At 61.8% G+C, this 19,564-nt stretch carries 17 protein-coding genes; 10 read left to right on the top strand and 7 right to left on the bottom strand.

Annotated features, from left to right (window positions below; all coding sequences use genetic code 11):
• Positions 1-34: 34 nt before the first annotated feature.
• From deoA to deoD, 3 genes are all read left to right on the top strand, one after another.
• The gene (gene deoA, locus ACJ8HT_RS04535; protein WP_019454991.1) at positions 35-1,357 is read left to right on the top strand and encodes a thymidine phosphorylase; all 1,323 of its coding nucleotides are present in this window, start codon (positions 35-37) and stop codon (positions 1,355-1,357) included.
• Positions 1,358-1,427: 70 nt separating this feature from the next.
• The gene (gene deoB, locus ACJ8HT_RS04530) at positions 1,428-2,651 is read left to right on the top strand and encodes a phosphopentomutase (RefSeq protein ID WP_197652754.1); all 1,224 of its coding nucleotides are present in this window, start codon (positions 1,428-1,430) and stop codon (positions 2,649-2,651) included.
• 166 nt (positions 2,652-2,817) lie between these two features.
• A complete protein-coding gene (deoD, locus tag ACJ8HT_RS04525; protein WP_004933059.1) occupies positions 2,818-3,549 on the top strand; it encodes a purine-nucleoside phosphorylase in 732 nt (243 codons plus the stop codon).
• 169 nt (positions 3,550-3,718) lie between these two features.
• Here deoD and ACJ8HT_RS04520 read toward each other — a convergent pair whose 3' ends face one another.
• Positions 3,719-4,402 carry a YtjB family periplasmic protein gene (locus ACJ8HT_RS04520; protein ID WP_049198076.1) on the bottom strand — a complete coding sequence of 228 codons (684 nt, stop codon included), beginning with the start codon at positions 4,400-4,402 and terminating at the stop codon, positions 3,719-3,721.
• Positions 4,403-4,512: 110 nt separating this feature from the next.
• Between ACJ8HT_RS04520 and serB the strand changes: the two genes are divergently transcribed.
• The 4 genes from serB to ACJ8HT_RS04500 all read left to right on the top strand — a co-directional run bounded on the left by serB (position 4,513) and on the right by ACJ8HT_RS04500 (position 9,792).
• Positions 4,513-5,490 (top strand): phosphoserine phosphatase, encoded by a 978-nt coding sequence (gene serB, locus ACJ8HT_RS04515; protein ID WP_016929162.1) that lies wholly within the window; start codon positions 4,513-4,515, stop codon positions 5,488-5,490.
• Between the two features lie 19 nt (positions 5,491-5,509).
• Positions 5,510-6,895, top strand: a complete 1,386-nt coding sequence (gene radA, locus ACJ8HT_RS04510) for a DNA repair protein RadA (RefSeq protein WP_197652753.1) — start codon at positions 5,510-5,512, stop codon at positions 6,893-6,895.
• Positions 6,896-6,953: 58 nt separating this feature from the next.
• Positions 6,954-8,225 carry a multifunctional transcriptional regulator/nicotinamide-nucleotide adenylyltransferase/ribosylnicotinamide kinase NadR gene (gene nadR, locus ACJ8HT_RS04505; protein ID WP_049198077.1) on the top strand — a complete coding sequence of 424 codons (1,272 nt, stop codon included), beginning with the start codon at positions 6,954-6,956 and terminating at the stop codon, positions 8,223-8,225.
• A gap of 133 nt (positions 8,226-8,358) precedes the next feature.
• Positions 8,359-9,792 carry a glycosyltransferase family 39 protein gene (locus ACJ8HT_RS04500; RefSeq protein ID WP_141957928.1) on the top strand — a complete coding sequence of 478 codons (1,434 nt, stop codon included), beginning with the start codon at positions 8,359-8,361 and terminating at the stop codon, positions 9,790-9,792.
• Between the two features lie 31 nt (positions 9,793-9,823).
• Here the strand turns inward: ACJ8HT_RS04500 and ACJ8HT_RS04495 are convergent, their stop codons facing one another.
• Complete coding sequence (locus ACJ8HT_RS04495; RefSeq protein WP_049272808.1) at positions 9,824-10,825, bottom strand: zinc-binding alcohol dehydrogenase family protein; 1,002 nt, start codon at positions 10,823-10,825, stop codon at positions 9,824-9,826.
• Between the two features lie 97 nt (positions 10,826-10,922).
• Between ACJ8HT_RS04495 and ACJ8HT_RS04490 the strand changes: the two genes are divergently transcribed.
• The gene (locus ACJ8HT_RS04490) at positions 10,923-11,834 is read left to right on the top strand and encodes a LysR family transcriptional regulator (protein WP_197652752.1); all 912 of its coding nucleotides are present in this window, start codon (positions 10,923-10,925) and stop codon (positions 11,832-11,834) included.
• Positions 11,835-11,864: 30 nt separating this feature from the next.
• Here ACJ8HT_RS04490 and ettA read toward each other — a convergent pair whose 3' ends face one another.
• The 4 genes from ettA to ACJ8HT_RS04470 form a co-directional block, all read right to left on the bottom strand.
• Positions 11,865-13,532: an energy-dependent translational throttle protein EttA gene (ettA, locus tag ACJ8HT_RS04485; protein WP_025159620.1), complete on the bottom strand. Its 1,668-nt coding sequence runs from the start codon at positions 13,530-13,532 to the stop codon at positions 11,865-11,867.
• 142 nt (positions 13,533-13,674) lie between these two features.
• Positions 13,675-14,172, bottom strand: coding sequence for an OmpA family protein (locus tag ACJ8HT_RS04480; RefSeq protein ID WP_033649136.1), 498 nt, complete (start codon positions 14,170-14,172; stop codon positions 13,675-13,677).
• A 38-nt stretch (positions 14,173-14,210) separates the two neighbouring features.
• Complete coding sequence (locus ACJ8HT_RS04475; RefSeq protein ID WP_038878524.1) at positions 14,211-15,458, bottom strand: diguanylate cyclase domain-containing protein; 1,248 nt, start codon at positions 15,456-15,458, stop codon at positions 14,211-14,213.
• Positions 15,455-16,060 carry a YfiR family protein gene (locus tag ACJ8HT_RS04470; RefSeq protein WP_194573081.1) on the bottom strand — a complete coding sequence of 202 codons (606 nt, stop codon included), beginning with the start codon at positions 16,058-16,060 and terminating at the stop codon, positions 15,455-15,457. Before ACJ8HT_RS04470 ends, ACJ8HT_RS04475 begins: the two co-directional genes overlap by 4 nt.
• A 639-nt stretch (positions 16,061-16,699) precedes the next feature.
• Between ACJ8HT_RS04470 and sltY the strand changes: the two genes are divergently transcribed.
• Together sltY and trpR are read left to right on the top strand one after the other, a co-directional pair.
• Positions 16,700-18,628 carry a murein transglycosylase gene (gene sltY / locus ACJ8HT_RS04465; protein WP_208523604.1) on the top strand — a complete coding sequence of 643 codons (1,929 nt, stop codon included), beginning with the start codon at positions 16,700-16,702 and terminating at the stop codon, positions 18,626-18,628.
• Between the two features lie 54 nt (positions 18,629-18,682).
• Positions 18,683-19,012 carry a trp operon repressor gene (trpR, locus tag ACJ8HT_RS04460; RefSeq protein WP_016929152.1) on the top strand — a complete coding sequence of 110 codons (330 nt, stop codon included), beginning with the start codon at positions 18,683-18,685 and terminating at the stop codon, positions 19,010-19,012.
• An 11-nt stretch (positions 19,013-19,023) separates the two neighbouring features.
• Here the strand turns inward: trpR and yjjX are convergent, their stop codons facing one another.
• Positions 19,024-19,542: an inosine/xanthosine triphosphatase gene (yjjX, locus tag ACJ8HT_RS04455; RefSeq protein WP_060422361.1), complete on the bottom strand. Its 519-nt coding sequence runs from the start codon at positions 19,540-19,542 to the stop codon at positions 19,024-19,026.
• Between the last annotated feature and the right edge of the window lie 22 nt (positions 19,543-19,564).

The raw sequence follows: 19,564 nt of genomic DNA, 5'->3' as shown, positions 1-19,564 counted from the left end.
TCTGCACCGACTCTCGGCGACACAGGGGGATGCCTTGTTCCTGGCTCAAGAAATTATTCGTAAAAAACGCGACGGCCAGCCGTTAAGCGAAGCGGAAATCCGCTTTTTCATCAACGGCATTCGCGACAACGTGGTGTCGGAAGGGCAGATCGCCGCGCTGGCGATGACCATTTATTTCCATGACATGAGCATGCCGGAGCGCGTGGCGCTCACCATGGCGATGCGCGATTCCGGCACCGTGCTGGACTGGAAGAGTCTGGCGCTGAACGGCCCGATCGTCGACAAGCATTCGACCGGCGGCGTGGGCGACGTGACCTCGCTGATGCTTGGCCCGATGGTGGCGGCCTGCGGCGGCTATGTGCCGATGATCTCCGGCCGCGGCCTGGGCCATACTGGCGGCACGCTGGACAAGCTGGAAGCCATTCCTGGCTTCAATATTTTCCCGGACGATAACGCCTTCCGCAAAATCATTCAGGACGTCGGCGTGGCGATCATCGGCCAGACCAGTTCGCTGGCGCCGGCGGACAAACGTTTCTACGCCACCCGCGACATTACCGCTACCGTGGATTCGATCCCGCTGATCACCGCCTCCATTCTGGCCAAGAAGCTGGCGGAAGGGCTGGATGCGCTGGTGATGGACGTGAAGGTCGGCTCCGGCGCCTTTATGCCGACCTATGCGCTGTCGCAAGACTTGGCGCAGGCGATCGTCGGCGTGGCCAACGGCGCGGGCTGCAAGACCACCGCGCTGCTGACTGACATGAACCAGGTGCTGGCCTCCAGCGCCGGCAACGCGGTGGAAGTGCGCGAAGCGGTGCGCTTCCTGACCGGCGAATACCGCAACCCGCGCCTGCTGGAAGTGACGCTGGCGCTGTGCGTGGAAATGCTGCTGTCCGGCGGCCTGGCGCAAGACGAGGCCGACGCGCGCGCCAAACTGCAGGCGGTGCTGGACAACGGCAAGGCGGCGGAGGTGTTTGGCCGCATGGTGGCGGCGCAGCAGGGGCCGATAGACTTCGTCGAACGCTACGATAGCTATCTGCCGGCGGCAACGCTGAGCAAGCCGGTGTATGCTGAAAAGCCGGGCATCATCAGCGCCATGGATACCCGCGCGCTGGGCATGGCGGTGGTTTCGCTGGGCGGCGGCCGTCGCCGGGCGAGCGATGCCATCGACTACAGCGTTGGCCTGACCGAAGTGGCGCGCCTGGGTGATAAAGTGGATGCCCAGCAGCCGTTGGCGATGATCCACGCCAACGATGAAGAGAGCTGGCAGCAGGCGGCCGATGCGGTGCGCAGCGCAATGACGCTGAGCGACAAGGCGCCGGAAGCGACGCCGGTGGTGTATAAGCGCATCACGGAATAACCCAAGAATCAGGAACGACCGCGGCTTTTTCGCGGCCGTCCAAAGCGTGAGAACACGCAGGAGAGCACAGATGAAACGCACATTTATTATGGTATTGGACTCCTTCGGCATCGGCGCCAGCAAAGACGCCGAACGTTTTGGCGACCAGGGTTCCGACACCCTGGGCCACATCGCCGAGGTTTGCGCGCGCGGTGAGGCCAACGTGGGCCGCCAGGGGCCGCTGACGCTGCCTAACCTGAGCCGTCTGGGCCTCGGTAAAGCGGCGGAAGAGTCCACCGGTAACTTCCCGCAGGGGCTGGACCGCAACGCCGACATCATCGGCGCTTACGCTTACGCCAGCGAGCTCTCTTCCGGTAAAGACACGCCGTCGGGCCACTGGGAAATCGCCGGTGTGCCGGTGCTGTTCGACTGGGGCTACTTCACGGACGAGCACAACAGCTTCCCGCAGGCACTGCTGGACAAGCTGGTCGAGCGCGCCAAGCTGCCGGGTTACCTGGGCAACTGTCACTCGTCCGGCACCGTGATCCTCGATCAGCTGGGCGAAGAGCACATGAAAACCGGCAAGCCGATTTTCTACACCTCCGCCGACTCGGTGTTCCAGATCGCCTGCCATGAAGAAACCTTCGGCCTGGATCGCCTGTATGAGTTGTGCGAAATCGCGCGTGAAGAGTTGACCGAAGGCGGGTACAACATCGGCCGCGTGATCGCGCGTCCGTTCGTTGGCGATAAGCCGGGTCACTTCCAGCGCACCGGCAACCGCCACGATCTGGCGGTAGAGCCGCCGGCGCCGACCGTGCTGAAAAAGCTGGTGGACGAGAAGGGCGGTGAAGTGGTGTCGATCGGTAAAATCGCCGACATCTACGCCAACGTCGGCATCACCAAGAAGGTGAAGGCGACCGGCATCGACGCGCTGTTCGACGCGACCCTGATCGAAATGGAAAAGGCCGGCGATAACACCATCGTGTTCACCAACTTCGTGGACTTCGACTCCTCCTATGGCCACCGCCGCGACGTGGCGGGCTACGCCGCCGCGCTGGAGCTGTTCGACCGCCGCCTGCCGGAGCTGCTGAAGCTGGTGAAAGACGAAGACATCATCATCTTCACCGCCGACCACGGCTGCGACCCGACCTGGCCGGGCACCGACCACACCCGCGAGCACATCCCGGTGCTGGTTTACGGCCCGAAAGTGAAGCCGGGCTCGCTGGGCCACCGCGAGACCTTTGCCGACATCGGCCAGACCGTCGCCAATTACTTTGGCCTGTCGCCGATGGATTACGGTAAGAGCATGTTCTAAGCCCTGTCTTTCAAGCCGCAGCGTTGTTAGCTTCACGCGTGAACCCCAGTCACTTACTCAAGTAAGCTCCTGGGGATTCACCCGCTAGCTGCCTAGCTGCAACTCGAAATTCAAGGCTTAGATGTTTGACGTTTTTATTAAATAAGATTTCTAAAGGAAGAAAATTATGGCTACGCCGCACATTAATGCTGAGATGGGTGATTTCGCTGACGTAGTACTGATGCCGGGCGATCCGCTGCGTGCAAAATACATCGCCGAAACCTTCCTGGAAGGCGCGGTGGAAGTGAACAACGTGCGCGGCATGTTGGGCTTCACCGGCACCTACAAAGGCCGCCGCATCTCCGTAATGGGCCACGGCATGGGCATCCCGTCCTGCTCCATCTATGCGCGCGAGCTGATCGCCGAATTCGGTGTGAAGAAGATCATTCGCGTGGGCTCCTGCGGCGCGGTGCGTGACGATATCAAACTGCGTGACGTGGTGATCGGCATGGGCGCGTGCACCGACTCCAAGGTGAACCGTCTGCGCTTCAAGGACAACGACTACGCGGCGATCGCCGACTTCGATATGGTGCGCAACGCGGTCGACGCGGCGGCGGCGCAGGGCATCCCGGCGCGCGTGGGCAACATCTTCTCCGCCGATCTGTTCTACACGCCGGATCCGGACATGTTCCAGGTGATGAAGAAGTACGGCATCCTGGGCGTGGAAATGGAAGCGGCCGGCATCTACGGCGTGGCGGCGGAGCTGTATGAAGAGTTCGGCTGCAAGGCGCTGACCATCTGCACCGTGTCCGACCACATCCTGCGTCACGAAGCAACCACGGCGGCGGAACGCCAGACCACCTTTAACGAAATGATCGTTATCGCGCTGGAATCCGTGCTGCTGGGCGACAAAGCGTAATACCCCGGCGGGCGTCATCATGGCGCCCGCCCGTCAATCTATTCATCCCGCTTGGCCAGTTTTGGCTAACGCTTTACCTTTCAATTGGTTGTGGATCCCGTTGCTACGGACAATCTATTCACCGAAAGGACAAGAAAACGGCACGAGCGTATTCAGCGCCTGGCCTGGGTTACCCCTTCTTCGGCGCTTCCTGTTTTTTCTCCGGCGCATCCTCTTCGTCGTCTTCCACCGTATTGCCTTCTGCCAACGGCGTGTTGGCGGTCAACAGGTACGGTGACTGCTGCCAGCGGCTGCGGCGGTGTTGCAGCAGGGTGCGCGCCAGAATGATGCCGATCGCCAGCGCCAGCAGGATCATCAGGCGCAGCAGGTTGGTGGTGTTGTCCACCTGCTTGGATTCGGTCGCCAGCACGTGGGTGTCGAGGGTGATGCGGATAAAGCCGATCGGGCCGTCTTTGCCCTGAATGGATTCGACCAACTGGTGGTTGAAGTAACTGCCGGCGCGTTTGCCGTCGAGCGACAGGCGATCGCGTATACTTATCTGTTCCCCGGCGTGGGAGACCAGCGTGCCGTCCAACTGATACACGCTGACGTCGAGAATGCGGCTGTGATCGGTGAGCTGCTTGAGGATGGCGTCGATGCGCGGGGTGTTGCCGTCGTCGTCCAGCAGCGGCGCCAGGCTGTAGGCGACCTGTTTGGTCAGCGTCTGCGCCAGTTCTTCAACCTGCTCGGATCGCGCCATTTGGTGACTCAGGCTAAAATAAGAGGCGCCCTGCATCAGCAGCACCAGCAAAGCCAGGCAAATCAGGATAATAGCGGTGCGGTGCAGGCGAAATTTCAGTTTAGCGCGAGCCATGCAGGTTCCTTGGGCATCGGGGACACTTTATGTTGCCAGAACCGCTGGCGATAGGATAGCTTGATGCGTCGTTTTATCATGCAGCGTTTTTGTCCATTCAGGAGTCAATGATGTCAAACAGTCTGACCTATTGCGATCTTCCGGCGGAGATCTCTCAATGGCCGGGTCTTCCCCTTTCGCTCAGCGGCGACGAAGTGATGCCGCTGGACTACCGGGCGGGCAATACCGGGTGGCTGTTATACGGCAGAAAGCTGGACAAGGCGCGCATTACGCAATTCCAACGCAAGCTCGGCGCGGCGATGGTGATCGTCACCGCCTGGGGCGTGGACGACTATCAGGTGGTGCGGTTGGCGGGCACGTTGACGCCGCGCGCCAAGCTGCTGGCGGCGGAGAGCGGGCTGGACGTGGCGCCGCTCGGCAAGATCCCACACCTGCGCACGCCGGGGCTGCTGGTGATGGACATGGATTCGACGGCGATCGAGATCGAGTGCATCGACGAGATCGCCAAGCTGGCGGGCGTCGGCGAGCAGGTGGCGGAAGTCACCGAGCGCGCGATGCGCGGCGAGCTGGACTTTACCGCCAGCCTGCGCCAGCGCGTCGGCACGCTGAAAGGGGCCGACGCCAACATCCTCAAGCAGGTGCGCGACGAGCTGCCGCTGATGCCGGGGCTGACCAGCCTGGTGGGCAAGCTGCAGGCGATGGGCTGGCATGTGGCGATCGCCTCCGGCGGCTTCACCTACTATGCCGAATACCTGCGCAACCGGCTGCGGCTGGTGGCGGCAGCGGCCAATGAGCTGGAGATCCGCGACGGCAAGCTGACCGGCGAAGTGCTGGGGCCGGTGGTGGACGCACAGTTCAAAGCCGACACGCTGCTGCGGCTGGCGGAAAAGCTTGAGATCCCGCTGGCGCAGACCGTGGCCATCGGCGACGGCGCCAACGATTTGAAAATGATGCAGGCGGCGGGGTTGGGCATCGCCTACCACGCCAAACCGAAAGTGTATGAAAAAGCGCAGGTGGCGATCCGGCATGCGGATCTGATGGGCGTGCTGTGTATTCTCACCGGCAGCCTGAAACACGAAGTGCGATAACGAAAGATTGAGGTAAGACGTGGCAAAAGCGGCAAAACGGGCATTTGTGTGCAATGAGTGCGGGGCGGACTATCCGCGTTGGCAGGGGCAGTGCAGCGCCTGTCATGCCTGGAACACCATCACGGAAGTGCGTTTGGCCGCGTCGCCCGCAGCGGCGCGCAACGATCGCCTCAGCGGTTATGCCGGCGACGCCGGCGCCAGCAAGGTACAGAAGCTGTCGGAAATCAGCCTTGAGGCGCTGCCGCGCTTCACCACCGGCTTTCTCGAGTTCGACCGCGTGCTGGGCGGCGGCGTGGTGCCCGGCAGCGCCATTCTGATCGGCGGCAACCCCGGCGCCGGCAAGAGCACCCTGTTGCTGCAGGTGCTGTGCAAACTGTCCGAACAGATGAAAACCCTGTACGTCACCGGCGAGGAGTCGCTGCAGCAGGTGGCGATGCGCGCTCACCGTCTGGGGCTGCCGACCGGCGGCCTGAACATGCTGTCGGAAACCAGCATCGAGCAGATCTGCCTGATCGCCGAGCAGGAGCAGCCGAAGCTGATGGTGATCGACTCGATCCAGGTGATGCACATGGCGGACATTCAGTCTTCGCCGGGCAGCGTGGCGCAGGTGCGGGAAACCGCCGCCTATCTGACGCGCTTCGCCAAGACGCGCGGCGTGGCGATCGTCATGGTCGGCCACGTCACCAAAGACGGCTCGCTGGCCGGGCCGAAAGTGCTGGAACACTGTATCGACTGTTCGGTGCTGCTGGATGGCGACGCCGATTCCCGCTTCCGCACCCTGCGCAGTCACAAGAACCGCTTCGGCGCGGTCAACGAGCTGGGCGTGTTTGCCATGACCGAACAGGGGCTGCGCGAAGTCAGCAACCCTTCGGCGATCTTCCTCAGCCGCGGCGACGAAGTCACCTCCGGCAGCTCGGTGATGGTGGTGTGGGAAGGTACCCGGCCGCTGCTGGTGGAGATTCAGGCGCTGGTGGATCACTCGATGATGTCCAACCCGCGCCGCGTGGCGGTGGGCCTGGAGCAGAACCGGTTGGCGATCCTGCTGGCGGTGCTGCACCGGCACGGCGGGCTGCAGATGTCGGATCAGGACGTGTTCGTCAACGTGGTCGGCGGGGTAAAGGTCAGCGAGACCAGCGCCGATCTGGCGCTGCTGATGTCGCTGGTTTCGAGCCTGCGCGATCGGCCGCTGCCGAACGATCTGGTGGTGTTCGGCGAAGTGGGGTTGGCGGGAGAGATTCGCCCGGTGCCGAGCGGCCAGGAGCGCATCTCCGAAGCGGCCAAGCACGGCTTCAAGCGTGCCATCGTGCCGCACGGCAACATGCCGAAGAAGCCGCCGGCCAACATGCAGGTGTTCGGGGTCAAGAAGCTGGCGGACGCGCTGGACGTGCTGGAAGAGTTTTATTAATGTCGCCGACGGCGAGAAAGATATGCTATTTTGTTTAGCATACTAAACGGAGGTGGCCATGCCGCAATTTGATTACCTGAAGACGTCCATTAAGCAAAAGGGCTGTACTTTGCAGCAGGTGGCGGATGCCAGCGGCATGACCAAAGGCTATCTCAGCCAGCTGTTGAACGACAAGATCAAAAGCCCGAGCGCGCAAAAGCTCGAGGCGCTGCACCGTTTTCTCGGGCTGGAGTTCCCGCGTAAAGAGGTTAAAGTCGGCGTGGTGTTTGGTAAATTTTACCCGCTGCACACCGGCCACATCTACCTGATCCAGCGCGCCTGCAGCCAGGTGGACGAGCTGCACGTTATCTTGTGCCATGACGAGCCGCGCGATCGCGAGCTGTTCGAGAACAGTTCGATGTCGCAACAGCCGACGGTCAGCGATCGCCTGCGCTGGCTGCTGCAGACCTTCAAGTACCAGAAAAACATCCATATCCACTCGTTCGACGAACAGGGCATCGAACCCTATCCGCACGGCTGGAACGTGTGGAGCGACGGCATGAAGGCCTTTATGGAACAGAAGGGCATCGTGCCGAGCTTCATCTATTCCAGCGAAGCGCAGGATGCGCCGCGCTACCGCGAGCATCTGGGCATCGAAACCATTTTGGTCGACCCCGAGCGTTCGTTCATGAACATCAGCGGCAATCAGATCCGCCAGGATCCGTTCCGCTATTGGGACTACATCCCGACCGAGGTGAAGCCGTTCTTCGTGCGCACCGTAGCGATCCTCGGCGGCGAATCGAGCGGCAAGTCGACGTTGGTCAACAAGTTGGCCAACATCTTCAACACCACCAGCGCCTGGGAATATGGCCGCGATTACGTGTTTTCGCACCTGGGCGGCGACGAGATGGCGCTGCAGTATTCCGACTACGACAAAATTGCCCTCGGGCAGGCGCAATACGTGGATTTCGCGGTCAAGTACGCCAACAAGGTGGCGTTTATCGATACCGATTTCGTGACTACGCAGGCGTTTTGCAAAAAGTACGAAGGGCGTGAACACCCCTTCGTGCAGGCGCTGATCGACGAATACCGTTTCGATCTGGTGATCCTGCTGGAAAACAACACGCCGTGGGTGGCGGACGGCCTGCGCAGCCTCGGCAGCACCGCCGATCGCCTGGCGTTCCAGCGCCTGCTGGAGGAGATGCTGCGTGCCAACAACATCGAGTACGTGCACGTTGAGTCCAGCGATTACGAAGAGCGTTTTCTGCGCTGCGTCGAGCTGGTGCAACAGCTGCTGGCGGCGGACGCCGGCCGGTTGAGCGCGCCCGCCCATCGTCACGCGGCAGGCTGAGTAAAATTAGCGTAATGTGCGATCGAGGCGGCAGAAACGCCACCCAGGCGCACATTTAACGGCTTGTTTAAACATGGTTCATTCGACAGCGACTAAGTTAAGATTTTCTTTACAATAACGCTTAGAAGAAGACATGTCTTATCGCTTACTCGCTCTCTGGTTGGTCTGCTATGCCGCAGCCTGGACGCTGCTGACTGTTCATCTCGATCCTACCCTGCCTTACGACGCCGTCGAGGCGCTCAACTGGGGCCTCAACGGCGAGTGGGGCTCACCGAAAAATCCGTGGCTGGTCGGTGCGGCGATGCATCCGGCGATCTGGCTGTCGTGGCTTCCGCTGAACGTTTACTGGTATGGCGGGCACTTCATCGCCATCGCCATCGGCATGTTGGGCGTCTGGCTGTTGGCGCGGCGTCTGAGCGGCAGCACCTTGCTGGCCTGGATGGCGCTGCTGACGCTCAACCTGTCCGGCATCATCAATTTCGACATTATTCCCTACAACGACAACTACCTGTTGGTGATGCTGTGGCCGTGGATGGCGCTGTTCTTCCACATGGCGATCTCGCGTTCGGCCAACTGGTGGCCGGCCTTCGCGTTGGTGGCCGGTCTGGCGATGATGGCGAAATACTCGACCTTCGCCTTCGTCTATTTCGTGGCGCTGTCGACGCTGTTCGTACCGCAGGTCCGTCGCTGCTATCGGCAGCCGCAGTTCTATCTGGCGGTGGCGATCTGGCTGGCGTTGGTGTTGCCGAACGTGTTCTGGCTGTGGAACCACGACTTTGCCGCCTTCAAATGGGTGGATTCGCAGATCAAGATGCAGCTCAACCTCGACATGCTGCAGTCGCTGCTGCTGGTGTTCTATCCGTCGCTGGTGCTGTGGGCGATCCTGCGGCGCAGCGGGGCGGTGCTGGCCTGGCCATCGGCGTTGCCGATGCGGGTGCTGTTGTGGATCTATCTGTTGCCGCTCGGCATTATCACTTTCTGGTTCTCCTTCAATGTCGGCGGCCGGTTGACCGAGTGGCTGCAGCCGTTCTTTATGCTGGCGCCCGCGCTGCTGGTCGGCTGCGTGCGTCAGCCGCCGGTGCGTTCACTGCGCGCGGCGACCCTCGGGCTGATGTGCGCAGCGCTGGCGGTCTATCTGGGGTATGCCGCGGTGATGCTGGGCAACGTGCGCAACGCCGGCCAGAAAATGGTGGGTATCAAGGCGTTCAGCGCCGGGGTGGAGCGGCAGTGGCAGGAGCGGTATGGCGTCGATCTACGCTACGTCGGCGGCGAATACCTGTCGCAGTGGATGACGGTGTATGCCGGCTCTCGGCCGCAGACCATTACGCGCTGGTCCAATCATACGCGGCCGAATATCTACAACGTCAACATCAGCTATCCGCAGATTGCGCAGCACGGCGTCGCCCTGTTCGGACGGTTGGGTGAAGACTGCGCGCACAGCGACTTCGGCGGTGAGTTGGCCCACTGGCCGAAGATGCGCCTCGATTGGCAGCAGACGCTGACGTTCCGCGCCGATCCGCATGCCGACGAGCAGACGCTGTGCGTCGGCTTCGTCCGCCCGCAGTAACGGCGGCGCAGGGCGCCGCCGCGATTCAGGCTTAGTAAGCGATAACCAGCTTGCCTTGCATATGGCCGCCGAGCAACTGTCGATGCGCGGCGGTCAGCGTGTCTACCGACAGCCCGTGCAGGGTTTCGCTCAGCGTGGTGCTCAGCTTGCCTTCGTCCAGCAACTGCGCCATCTGCTGCAGGATCTTGCCTTGCTGCGCGATGTCCGGGGTGGTGAACATGCTGCGGGTGAACATGAATTCCCAGTGCAGCGCGGCGCTTTTCAGCTTCAGCGCGTTTTGATCCAACGGCTGCGCGTTCTCGACGATGGTGCAGATATGGCCCAGCGGCGCGACCAGCTCGGCCATCGCCGGCCAGTGGCCGTCGGTATCGTTCAGGCACAGGATGTAATCCACCTGCTCGATGCCGTGCTGCGCCAGATTGCCTTTCAGATCGCGGTAGTCCACCACCAGATCGGCGCCGCGTTCACGGCACCAGGCGGCGGATTCCGGCCTTGAGGCGGTGGCGATCACTTTCACCTTGCTGCGCAATGCGGCCAGCGGAATGGCCAGCGAGCCGACTCCGCCGGCGCCGCCGATGATCAACAGCGTCTTGTGCTCCGGCGCATCCTGAATGTTCAGATGTTCGAACAGCGCCTCCCAGGCGGTGAGGGCGGTGAGCGGCAGGGCGGCGGACTCGGCCCAGTTCAGGCTGCGCGGCTTGTGCGCGGCGATGCGTGAGTCGATCAGCTGGTGGCTGCTGTTGCTGCCGGGACGGGTGATGTCGCCGGCGTACCAGACTTCATCGCCGGGCTTGAAGCCGCTGACGCCGCTGCCCACGCCCACCACGATGCCGCTGGCGTCCCAGCCGAGAATGCGCGGCTGCTGCAGGCCGCTTTTCTGCAGACCGGCGTGCACTTTGGTGTCCACCGGGTTGACCGACACGGCTTTCACCTCCACCAGCAGATCGTACTGGCCGGGAACCGGCATCTCCGGTGAAATCTCGATGAAACCGGCGGGGTTCTGCGGGTCTACGGCAATGGCTTTTATCGACATGATTGTACTCCTTTCAAATGATGCCCCCAGTGTAGACCCGCGGCAGTGGGGTGATAAGATGGACAATATCTAACTGAGTGTTCGTTTAAGGTGAACAATGGAATTCAAACAGCTGCAGGACATGGCGCTGTTCGCGCTGGTGGCGGAGTGCGGCAGCTTCACCGCCGCCGCACAGCGCGTGGGATTGCCGAAATCCAGCGTCAGCCAGCGCATCAGCCAGCTCGAACAGACGCTGGGGCTGCGCTTGCTCAACCGCACCACGCGCCAGCTGAACCTGACCTTCGCCGGTGAGCGTTATCTGGAACATTGTCAGGCGATGATGTCCGCCGCCGAACGCGCCGATCTGGCGCTGCAGCGGCTGCGCGATAACCCGAGCGGCCGCCTGCGCATCTCGACGCCCGCCGGGCTGGGGGCGACCCTGGTGGCGCGGCTGGCGGCGGATTTTCAGCGCCAGTACCCGGACGTTTCGCTGGAGGTGTCGGTGTCCGATGCCATGGTGGATCTGGTACAGGAAGGCTTCGATGCCGCGTTGCGCACCGGCAAGCCGCAGGATTCTTCGCTGATCGGTCGCCGTCTCGGGTATGCGCCGCGCTATCTGTTGGCGGCGCCGTCCTATCTGGCGCAGCATCCGCCGATCGAACACCCGCAGCAGCTGCAACAGCATCGCTGCATTGCCCACCGCGCCTGGACGGCCTGGAACCTGCGCTGTGGCGACGACTACTACCGTTGGCAGCTGCCGCTGGCGCACACCACCGACAACCTGCTGTATGCGCGTGAATGCGCTATCGCCGGTGCGGGGATCACGCTGTTGCCGGCGTTTCTCAGCCGCGAGGTGGTGGCGCATAAGCTGTTGGTGGAAGTCTTGCCGGCGTGGCGCGCGGAGGGTAATGAGCTGTATCTGGTCTACCCGAGCCGCAAGCTGAATTCCCCGGCGCTGGCCTGTTTTATCGATGTGGTGCTGCAGCACCCGGCGTTTGACGACTACGCGCGCGAGCTGGCGCGGGAATAAAAAAAGGCGCCGCATGCGGCGCCTGGGGGATTACTTGGCGATCTTCTTGTACTTGATGCGGTGCGGCTCGAGCGCGTCGGCGCCCAGCGTACGCTTCTTGTACTCTTCGTACTCGGTGAAGTTGCCTTCGAAGAATTCCACCTTGCCCTCGTCCTGGTAGTCCAGGATGTGGGTGGCGATACGGTCGAGGAACCAACGGTCGTGCGAGATCACCATGGCGCAGCCAGGGAATTCCAGCAGGGCGTTTTCCAGCGCGCGCAGGGTTTCGATATCCAGGTCGTTGGTCGGTTCATCGAGCAGCAGCACGTTGCCGCCAACCTGCAGCAGCTTGGCCAGGTGCAGACGGCCACGCTCACCGCCGGACAGTTCGCCCACGCGTTTGCCCTGATCGACGCCCTTGAAGTTGAAGCGGCCGACATAGGCGCGGCTCGGCATCTCGGTGTTGCCGATGCGCATGATGTCCTGCCCGCCGGAAACTTCTTCCCACACGGTTTTCGAGCCGTCCATGCTGTCGCGGAACTGATCGACGGACGCCAGCTTGACGGTATCGCCCAGCACGATGCTGCCGGAGTCAGGCTGTTCCTGACCGGACATCATGCGGAACAGCGTGGATTTACCCGCGCCGTTCGGGCCGATGATGCCGACGATTGCCCCTTTCGGCACTGAGAACGACAGGTCGTCGATCAGCAGGCGGTCGCCGTAGGACTTGCGCAGGTTGCTGACTTCGACCACTTTATCGCCCAGGCGTGCGCCAGGTGGAATGAACAATTCGTTGGTTTCGTTGCGTTTCTGGTATTCGGTGTTGTTCAGCTCTTCGAAGCGGGCCAAACGGGCCTTGCCTTTGGACTGACGGCCTTTGGCACCCTGACGCACCCACTCCAGCTCTTTCTCGATCGACTTGCGACGAGCGGCTTCGGCGGACGCTTCCTGCGCCAGACGCGCGTCTTTCTGCTCCAGCCAGGAAGAGTAGTTACCTTCCCATGGAATGCCCTCGCCGCGGTCCAGTTCGAGGATCCAGCCGGCCACGTTATCCAGGAAGTAACGGTCGTGGGTGATCGCCACCACGGTGCCTTCGAAATCGTGCAGGAAGCGTTCCAGCCAGGCCACGGACTCGGCGTCCAGGTGGTTGGTCGGTTCGTCCAGCAGCAGCATGTCCGGTTTTTCGAGCAGCAGGCGGCACAGCGCTACGCGGCGGCGCTCACCCCCGGACAGGTGGGCGATTTTGGCGTCCCAGTCCGGCAGGCGCAGCGCATCGGCGGCGCGTTCCAGTTGGGCGTTGAGGTTGTGACCGTCGTGCGCCTGAATGATCTCTTCCAGGCGGCCCTGTTCGGCGGCCAGCTTGTCGAAGTCTGCGCCTTCTTCCGCGTACAGCGCGTACACTTCGTCCAGGCGTTTCAGCGCGCCGACCACTTCCGCCAGCGCTTCTTCCACCGACTCACGTACGGTGTGTTCGAGGTTAAGCTGCGGCTCCTGCGGCAGGTAACCGATCTTGATGCCCGGCTGCGGGCGCGCTTCCCCTTCGATGTCGGTATCGATGCCGGCCATGATGCGCAGCAGGGTGGACTTACCGGCGCCGTTCAGGCCCAGTACGCCGATTTTGGCCCCAGGGAAGAAGCTCAGGGAGATGTTTTTCAAAATATGACGCTTCGGCGGTACGACCTTGCCGACGCGGTGCATGGTATAGACGTATTGAGCCACGTTGCTCTAAGCCTCTCTATATCAGTATTTATAGGATGTCTGGCGGCATGAGTGTAGCCCGTTTCGATCTCGGATCCCAGACATCGCTCAGCGATCGCTAAGTATAACCGTTTATGCGCCGATAAAGGCGCATATTGGTGGCTTATGGCGTGACGACGATCGCGACGCGGCGGTTTTCCGCGCGGCCGCTGGAGGTGCGGTTATCGGCAACGGGATCGCGCTTGCCCATGCCGCGGGTTTCGATATTGGCGCGCGGAATGCCGACGCTGGCCAGCAGATCGGCCACCGCATCGGCGCGGCGCAGGGAGAGCTGATCGTTATAGCTGTCTTCACCGTAGTTGTCGGTATGGCCGTCCAGGCGGAACTTGGTGATGCCGACGCTCAGCAGCGCACGGCCCATCTTCTGCACCGTCTCGGTGCTTTCCGGGTTCAGCTTGCCGATGTTGTTGCCGAACAGCACCTTATCCGACAGGCCAAACTCCCAGCCGTTATCGGTCAGCTTGAAGCCCTGCGATTGCAGCAGCGCGATCTGCTCGGGCGTCAGGCCCTGCGGCTTGCTCTGGCAGCCGGCGAGCGCCAGCAGGGCGACGAACACCATCGTCAGCAGTGAAAAACGACCTTTAAACAGTTGCTGTATCATAGTCAAAATCCCTAGTTCAAGTGTTATAGCCGGGGCTCTTATTTATGTATAGCCAGCCGCCAGCCTCCGTTATAACGATGCTTTGCCTGATACATCGCATCGTCAGCTTCGTGCAAAAGACCCTGAGGCGTCGAGGCGTGATCAGGGTACAGCGCAATACCGATACTCAGAGAGGTAATGACCGCCTCGTCGTTCGGCAAAATGACCGGTTGCGTCATGCAGTCGATGATGTTGTCAGCGATCTGCAGGACATCTTCCGTGCCGTGTACCGGCGCCAGCAGCACGGCGAATTCATCCCCACCCAGACGCGCGACCAGATCGGTCTCGCGCAGCTGCGCGCGAATGCGTCCGGCAATGGTGGTCAGCACCGCATCGCCTGCGGCGTGACCGTAACTGTCGTTCACCTCCTTGAAGCGATCGCCGTCGATAAACAGCACCGCCAATTTTGCCGGCGGCTCGATATCGCCCAGGGCGCGGCTCAGTCGCCCTTCGAAGAAGGCGCGATTCGGCAAGCCGGTCAGGCTGTCGTGCGTCGCCCGGTGGGCCAGCGAGTCGTTCTCCTGCTTCAGGTGGGCCTGCCAGGCCTCCAGCTCGTCGAGCAAGCCGTTGAAATCGTTGCTGAGCTCATGCAGCTCGGCGATCGGCGCCGACGGCACCCGCAGGCCGAAGGTGCGATCGCGGCGCACCGCATGCGCCACGTTGGCGATGTCGTCCAGCGAACTGACGATGCCGACCAGCATGCGGCGCGACAACACCAGGGCGCACAAGGTACTGAGCACCAGGCAGGCGATCATGCCGACCATGCCGCGCAACAGGAAACGCAGCAGGCTGCCGCCGTTGCCGCTCAGCCAGACCTGGCCGACCTGCTTACCCTCGTGGGTGATAGGCAGAATCACCGGTTCGGGCAGCGCCCAGTGTGCGACGATCTGCTCCAGGCCGTGCAGCGGCCCATCGGTGGGATGGCGCCAGTTGGCCAGCATCTTGCCGTTGTTGTCGAGGATCCGCGCGTCCGATACTTCTTCGTTGGAGGCGATCAGCATCAGCGCCTCGCGCGCGGCGGTGCGGTCTTCAAACACCACGGCGGCCTCGACGGTATAACTGATGGAGCGCGCGATCAGGTGCAGGTTATGGTTGGCATAGGCGCGCAGTGCAAACAGCGCCACCAGCGTCAAAAAGATGCCGGCGGTGCCGACGGCGATCAGCGCCAGCCCAAGATGCACCCGCTGCAGCACTCGGCCCAGCGTCGGGCGCGCATTGCCGGAACGGTTTTTACGCAACAGCCTCATAGCGGCGGCGCCTGTTTGCGTGCCAGCTGCAGCACGTTGGGGTGGACGCGCACGCCGCTGCGCGCCAGGGCGTCCAGGTTGACCTTGAAGCTGGCCTGATCCCCATCGATCTGCAGGCAAAATGCGCTGCCGGCGGAGCATTCGCTATCGTTCTCGCTGATGCTGAGAATGGAGTTGCCGGAAATGCGCTGCATGAAATTTTGTCTCTGCGCGGCGGTGATGTTCCCTAAGTAGATAACATCGCAGCCGGTACTCAGCGTTGGGCTGTCGAACGGCACGCGCTCGGCTTTAATCGGACGCGGGGCGCTGAGCAGGATCGGATCGAACAACCCTTCGGCATACTGGGTGGGTGCGGTCACGCACAACCGGATCGGATTGGGTTCACGCGGCCAGCGGGCGTAGCTGATGATGCCGACCACCACGGTCGTCACGGCGTGCGTGCGCTTTTGATAGGGGGCATCGGCGGCGCGCGCAGGCCCGGGCAACGTCAGCAGCACCAACAAAACGATCAGCAACAGGTGACCGATATTCAGGCGTGCGGCATGGAAGCCCGGCACGGGGCTTTTTGCGCAACGCATTGCTATCGCGGTCTTACTTGCCATTTTCACCCGCCATTCCGGCCTGATCCACCGCCCGCAGGCCGTGGCCTGACAAGGAAAAATCCGGCCCGCTTGAAGGGACAATCGTTTTGCTGAAAGCTGTCAGTCGCACTGCCTAATGAACACTATCTAACCCATAATTGGCGCGGATTGTATTATAAGATGTCTTCGTTGGGCGCTTTATGTGCTGTTTTCTCGGAATTATCCTACTTATTTTTGATAGTATAAAAATGCCTACCCGGGTTTGCCACCGCTTTTCTGCAAAGTTGGCGCGTTTGGCCAGCTGTCAGGCGATTTGCGCAACGTCTGCGTCATTTCGAAAATGTAATAATGTGATAGCTAATAATTAAAAAGTATTTTACTTCTCCAATAAGTGCCGGGGCGGCTAATAAAAATCCGGTGGCTGGAAATATCCCGCTGGCCTGATTTGTCAGCCAAAGTAAACGTTTTTTACCTGGCTCCCGTCATGGCGATACACTTCTTCTTCTACAGTATTGAATGGATAAGCGATTGCGCTGTCTATGGTAGATATCTGCGTCCGGGCCGTGCGCCCGGCTTTATTTTGTCCCGCGGCGCCGTGGCGCGGCGGTCACCGGGGAGCTGGGCGGCTCCTGCGGTATAACCAGTGAGGAAAGAGCGAGGATGGTCAAGGTGGACAAGCGACGGCTGTTGGCGATGGGGCTGTGCCTGACGGCGTTTTCCGGCGCGGCGCTGGCGGATTCTCTGGATGCGCAACGTCAGCGCTACCAGCAGATCAAACAGGCGTGGGACGGCAATCAGATGGACGTGGTGGCGCAGCTGATGCCGACGCTGCGCGATTACCCGCTTTATCCTTACCTGGAATACCGCGAGCTGACGCAGGATCTGAGTCAGGCGGGGTTCTCCGAGGTGAACGACTTTATCAAACGCAACCCGACGCTGCCGCCGGCGAAATCACTGGCGCCGCGCTTCGTCAATGAGCTGGCGCGTCGCGAAGACTGGCGCACCCTGTTAGCCTTCAGTCCGCAGCCGCCCAAACCGGTGGCGGCGCGCTGCAACTATTACTACGCCAAGTGGGCCACCGGCGATCAGCAGGCGGCCTGGAGCGGCGCCGACGAACTGTGGCTGAACGGCAAAACGCTGCCGAGCGCCTGCGATCGGCTGTTCAGCGTCTGGCGCGGTGCGGGCAAGCAGACGCCGCTCGATATTCTGGCGCGCATGAAGCTGGCGCTGAAAGAGGGCAACAGTTCACTGGTCAGCAACCTCTACAGCCAACTGCCGGCCGACTACCAGACCATGGGCAACGCCCTGGTGCGCTTGCAAAACGATCCGACCACCGTGGAAGCCTTCGCCCGCAGCGTGGGGCCGACCGACTTTACCCGCGTCGCCACCGGCATCGCCTTTGAGCGCCTGGCGCGGCAGGATGTGGAAAACGCGCGGGCGATGATCCCGACGCTAGCGCGGCTGCAGAAAATGAGCGACGACGAGCGGCTGGGGCTGGAAGAGGCGGTGGCCTGGCGCCTGATGGGCAGCGATGCCACCTTTGAACAGGCGCAGTGGCGCGATCAGGTGATCCTGCGCAGCCGTTCGCCTTCGCTGCTGGAGCGCCGGGTGCGCATGGCGCTGGGTAACGGCGATCGGCAGGGCGTGGCGACCTGGCTGGCGCGCCTGCCGGAAGAGTCGCGCAACAAGGATGAGTGGCGCTACTGGCGCGCCAGTCAACTGATGGACGAAGGGAAACGCGCCGAAGGCGAGGAGATACTGCGTAACCTGATGACCGAACGCGGCTTCTATCCGATGGTGGCGGCGCAGAAGCTGAACGCCACTTATCCGGTGATGGTGGCGGTGGCGGCCAAGCCGCGCGCGTCGCTGACCGACGGGCCGGAAGTTGCCCGAGTGCGCGAGCTGATGTACTGGAATATGGACAACCTGGCCCGCAGCGAGTGGGGCTCCTACGTCGCCAGCCGCAGCCGGCCGGAACAAGAGGCGCTGGCGCGTTACGCCTTTGAGCAAAAATGGGCCGATCTGAGCGTGCAGGCGACCATCGTCGGCAAGCTGTGGGATCACCTGGAGGAACGCTTCCCGGTCGCCTGGCCGCAGGAGTTCCGCCGCGCCACCGATGACAAGGGGATCACCACCAGCTATGCGATGGCGATAGCGCGTCAGGAGAGCGCCTGGAATCCGAAGGCACAGTCGCCGGTTGGCGCTTCCGGCCTGATGCAGGTGATGCCGCGCACCGCGCAGCATACGGTGCAGATGTTCAACATCCCCGGTTACGTCGGCCCGAGCCAGCTGTTCGATCCGCAGACCAACATCACCATCGGCACCAGCTATCTGGAGTCGGTCTATCAGCAGTTCGGCCGCAACCGCATCCTGTCGACCGCTGCCTATAACGCCGGGCCGTCGCGGGTGAACACCTGGCTGGGCAACAGCGCAGGGCGGATCGATCCGGTAGCGTTTATCGAAAGCATTCCGTTCTCGGAAACCCGCGGCTATGTCAAGAACGTGCTGGCCTATGACGCGTTTTACCGCTATCTGACGCACCGGCCGGCCAAGGTGCTGACCGACGCCGAGTGGCAGAGACGTTATTGATTTTGACGGCCCTATGGTATGCTGCTGTACTAGTTAAATAGTATGGTGGCTGCCATGACGCAATTATCGTTAAACGACCCCGCTCTTTCAGAACAAGGCAATGAGGATTGGCTGCGCTTCGTCGCGCTGCTGCAGAATTCGTTTGCGCAAGAACTGCATCAACCGTTGCTGCAGCTGATGCTGACGCCGGACGAGCGCACCGCGTTGGGCACTCGGGTGCGGATCATTCAGGAACTGATGCGTGGCGAGATGAGCCAGCGTGAGTTGAAAAATGAACTGGGCGCGGGGATTGCCACCATCACCCGTGGATCGAACAGCCTGAAAGCGGCTTCACCCGCGCTGAAACAGTGGCTTGAGCAGCAGCTGTTGCACGACGCGCCCTAACAGGCTCGGGGTTATTGCTGATAGATGGCGTTGTGGAACGGCACCAGCGCCAGCAGCAGCGCCTGATGATAGACGCTGGTGCGGCTCAGCCGGCCGTCGGTGAAGACGCCGATGGCGCCGCCCTGACGCTTCACCTCGGGGTTGCCGGTGATTGCCGCCATTTCGCTGCCCAATTCGCGACCGTCGCGAATACCTTGTAAGATGACTTCCGGCAGCATCAGGCTCGCCGAGCGGGATTCGCCGCGGATGTGCGGGTTCTCGATGGTCATCCAGGCGAAGGTCATATTCTCCTCAATCCCGGCTTCCACGCCGACCCAAAAATCGGCCTCGGGCCTGACCTGGCGCGCTTCCATGACGCGTTGGCGCGAGCCGGTGCGCGTTTCGTGATTGCCTATCGGCTGCAGCGAGACGCCGCTGGCGACGTCGACGGCTTCAATGCGATAGTGGCCCGCGCCGAAGACGTCGTCGAAGGCCAGTTGAATAGCCTTGATCTTTGCCGGGTTGGTAGTTGCAGCGACAACATGGTACATAACGGGTTTGATATCCTTCTGG

The sequence above is a fragment of the Serratia sp. CY44782 genome (genome assembly GCF_052168715.1).
In the GTDB taxonomy this organism is placed as follows: Bacteria; Pseudomonadota; Gammaproteobacteria; order Enterobacterales; family Enterobacteriaceae; genus Serratia; species Serratia nevei.
The sequence above is the reverse complement of the archived record's forward strand: the minus strand, read 5'-3'. Positions and strand labels throughout refer to the sequence as shown.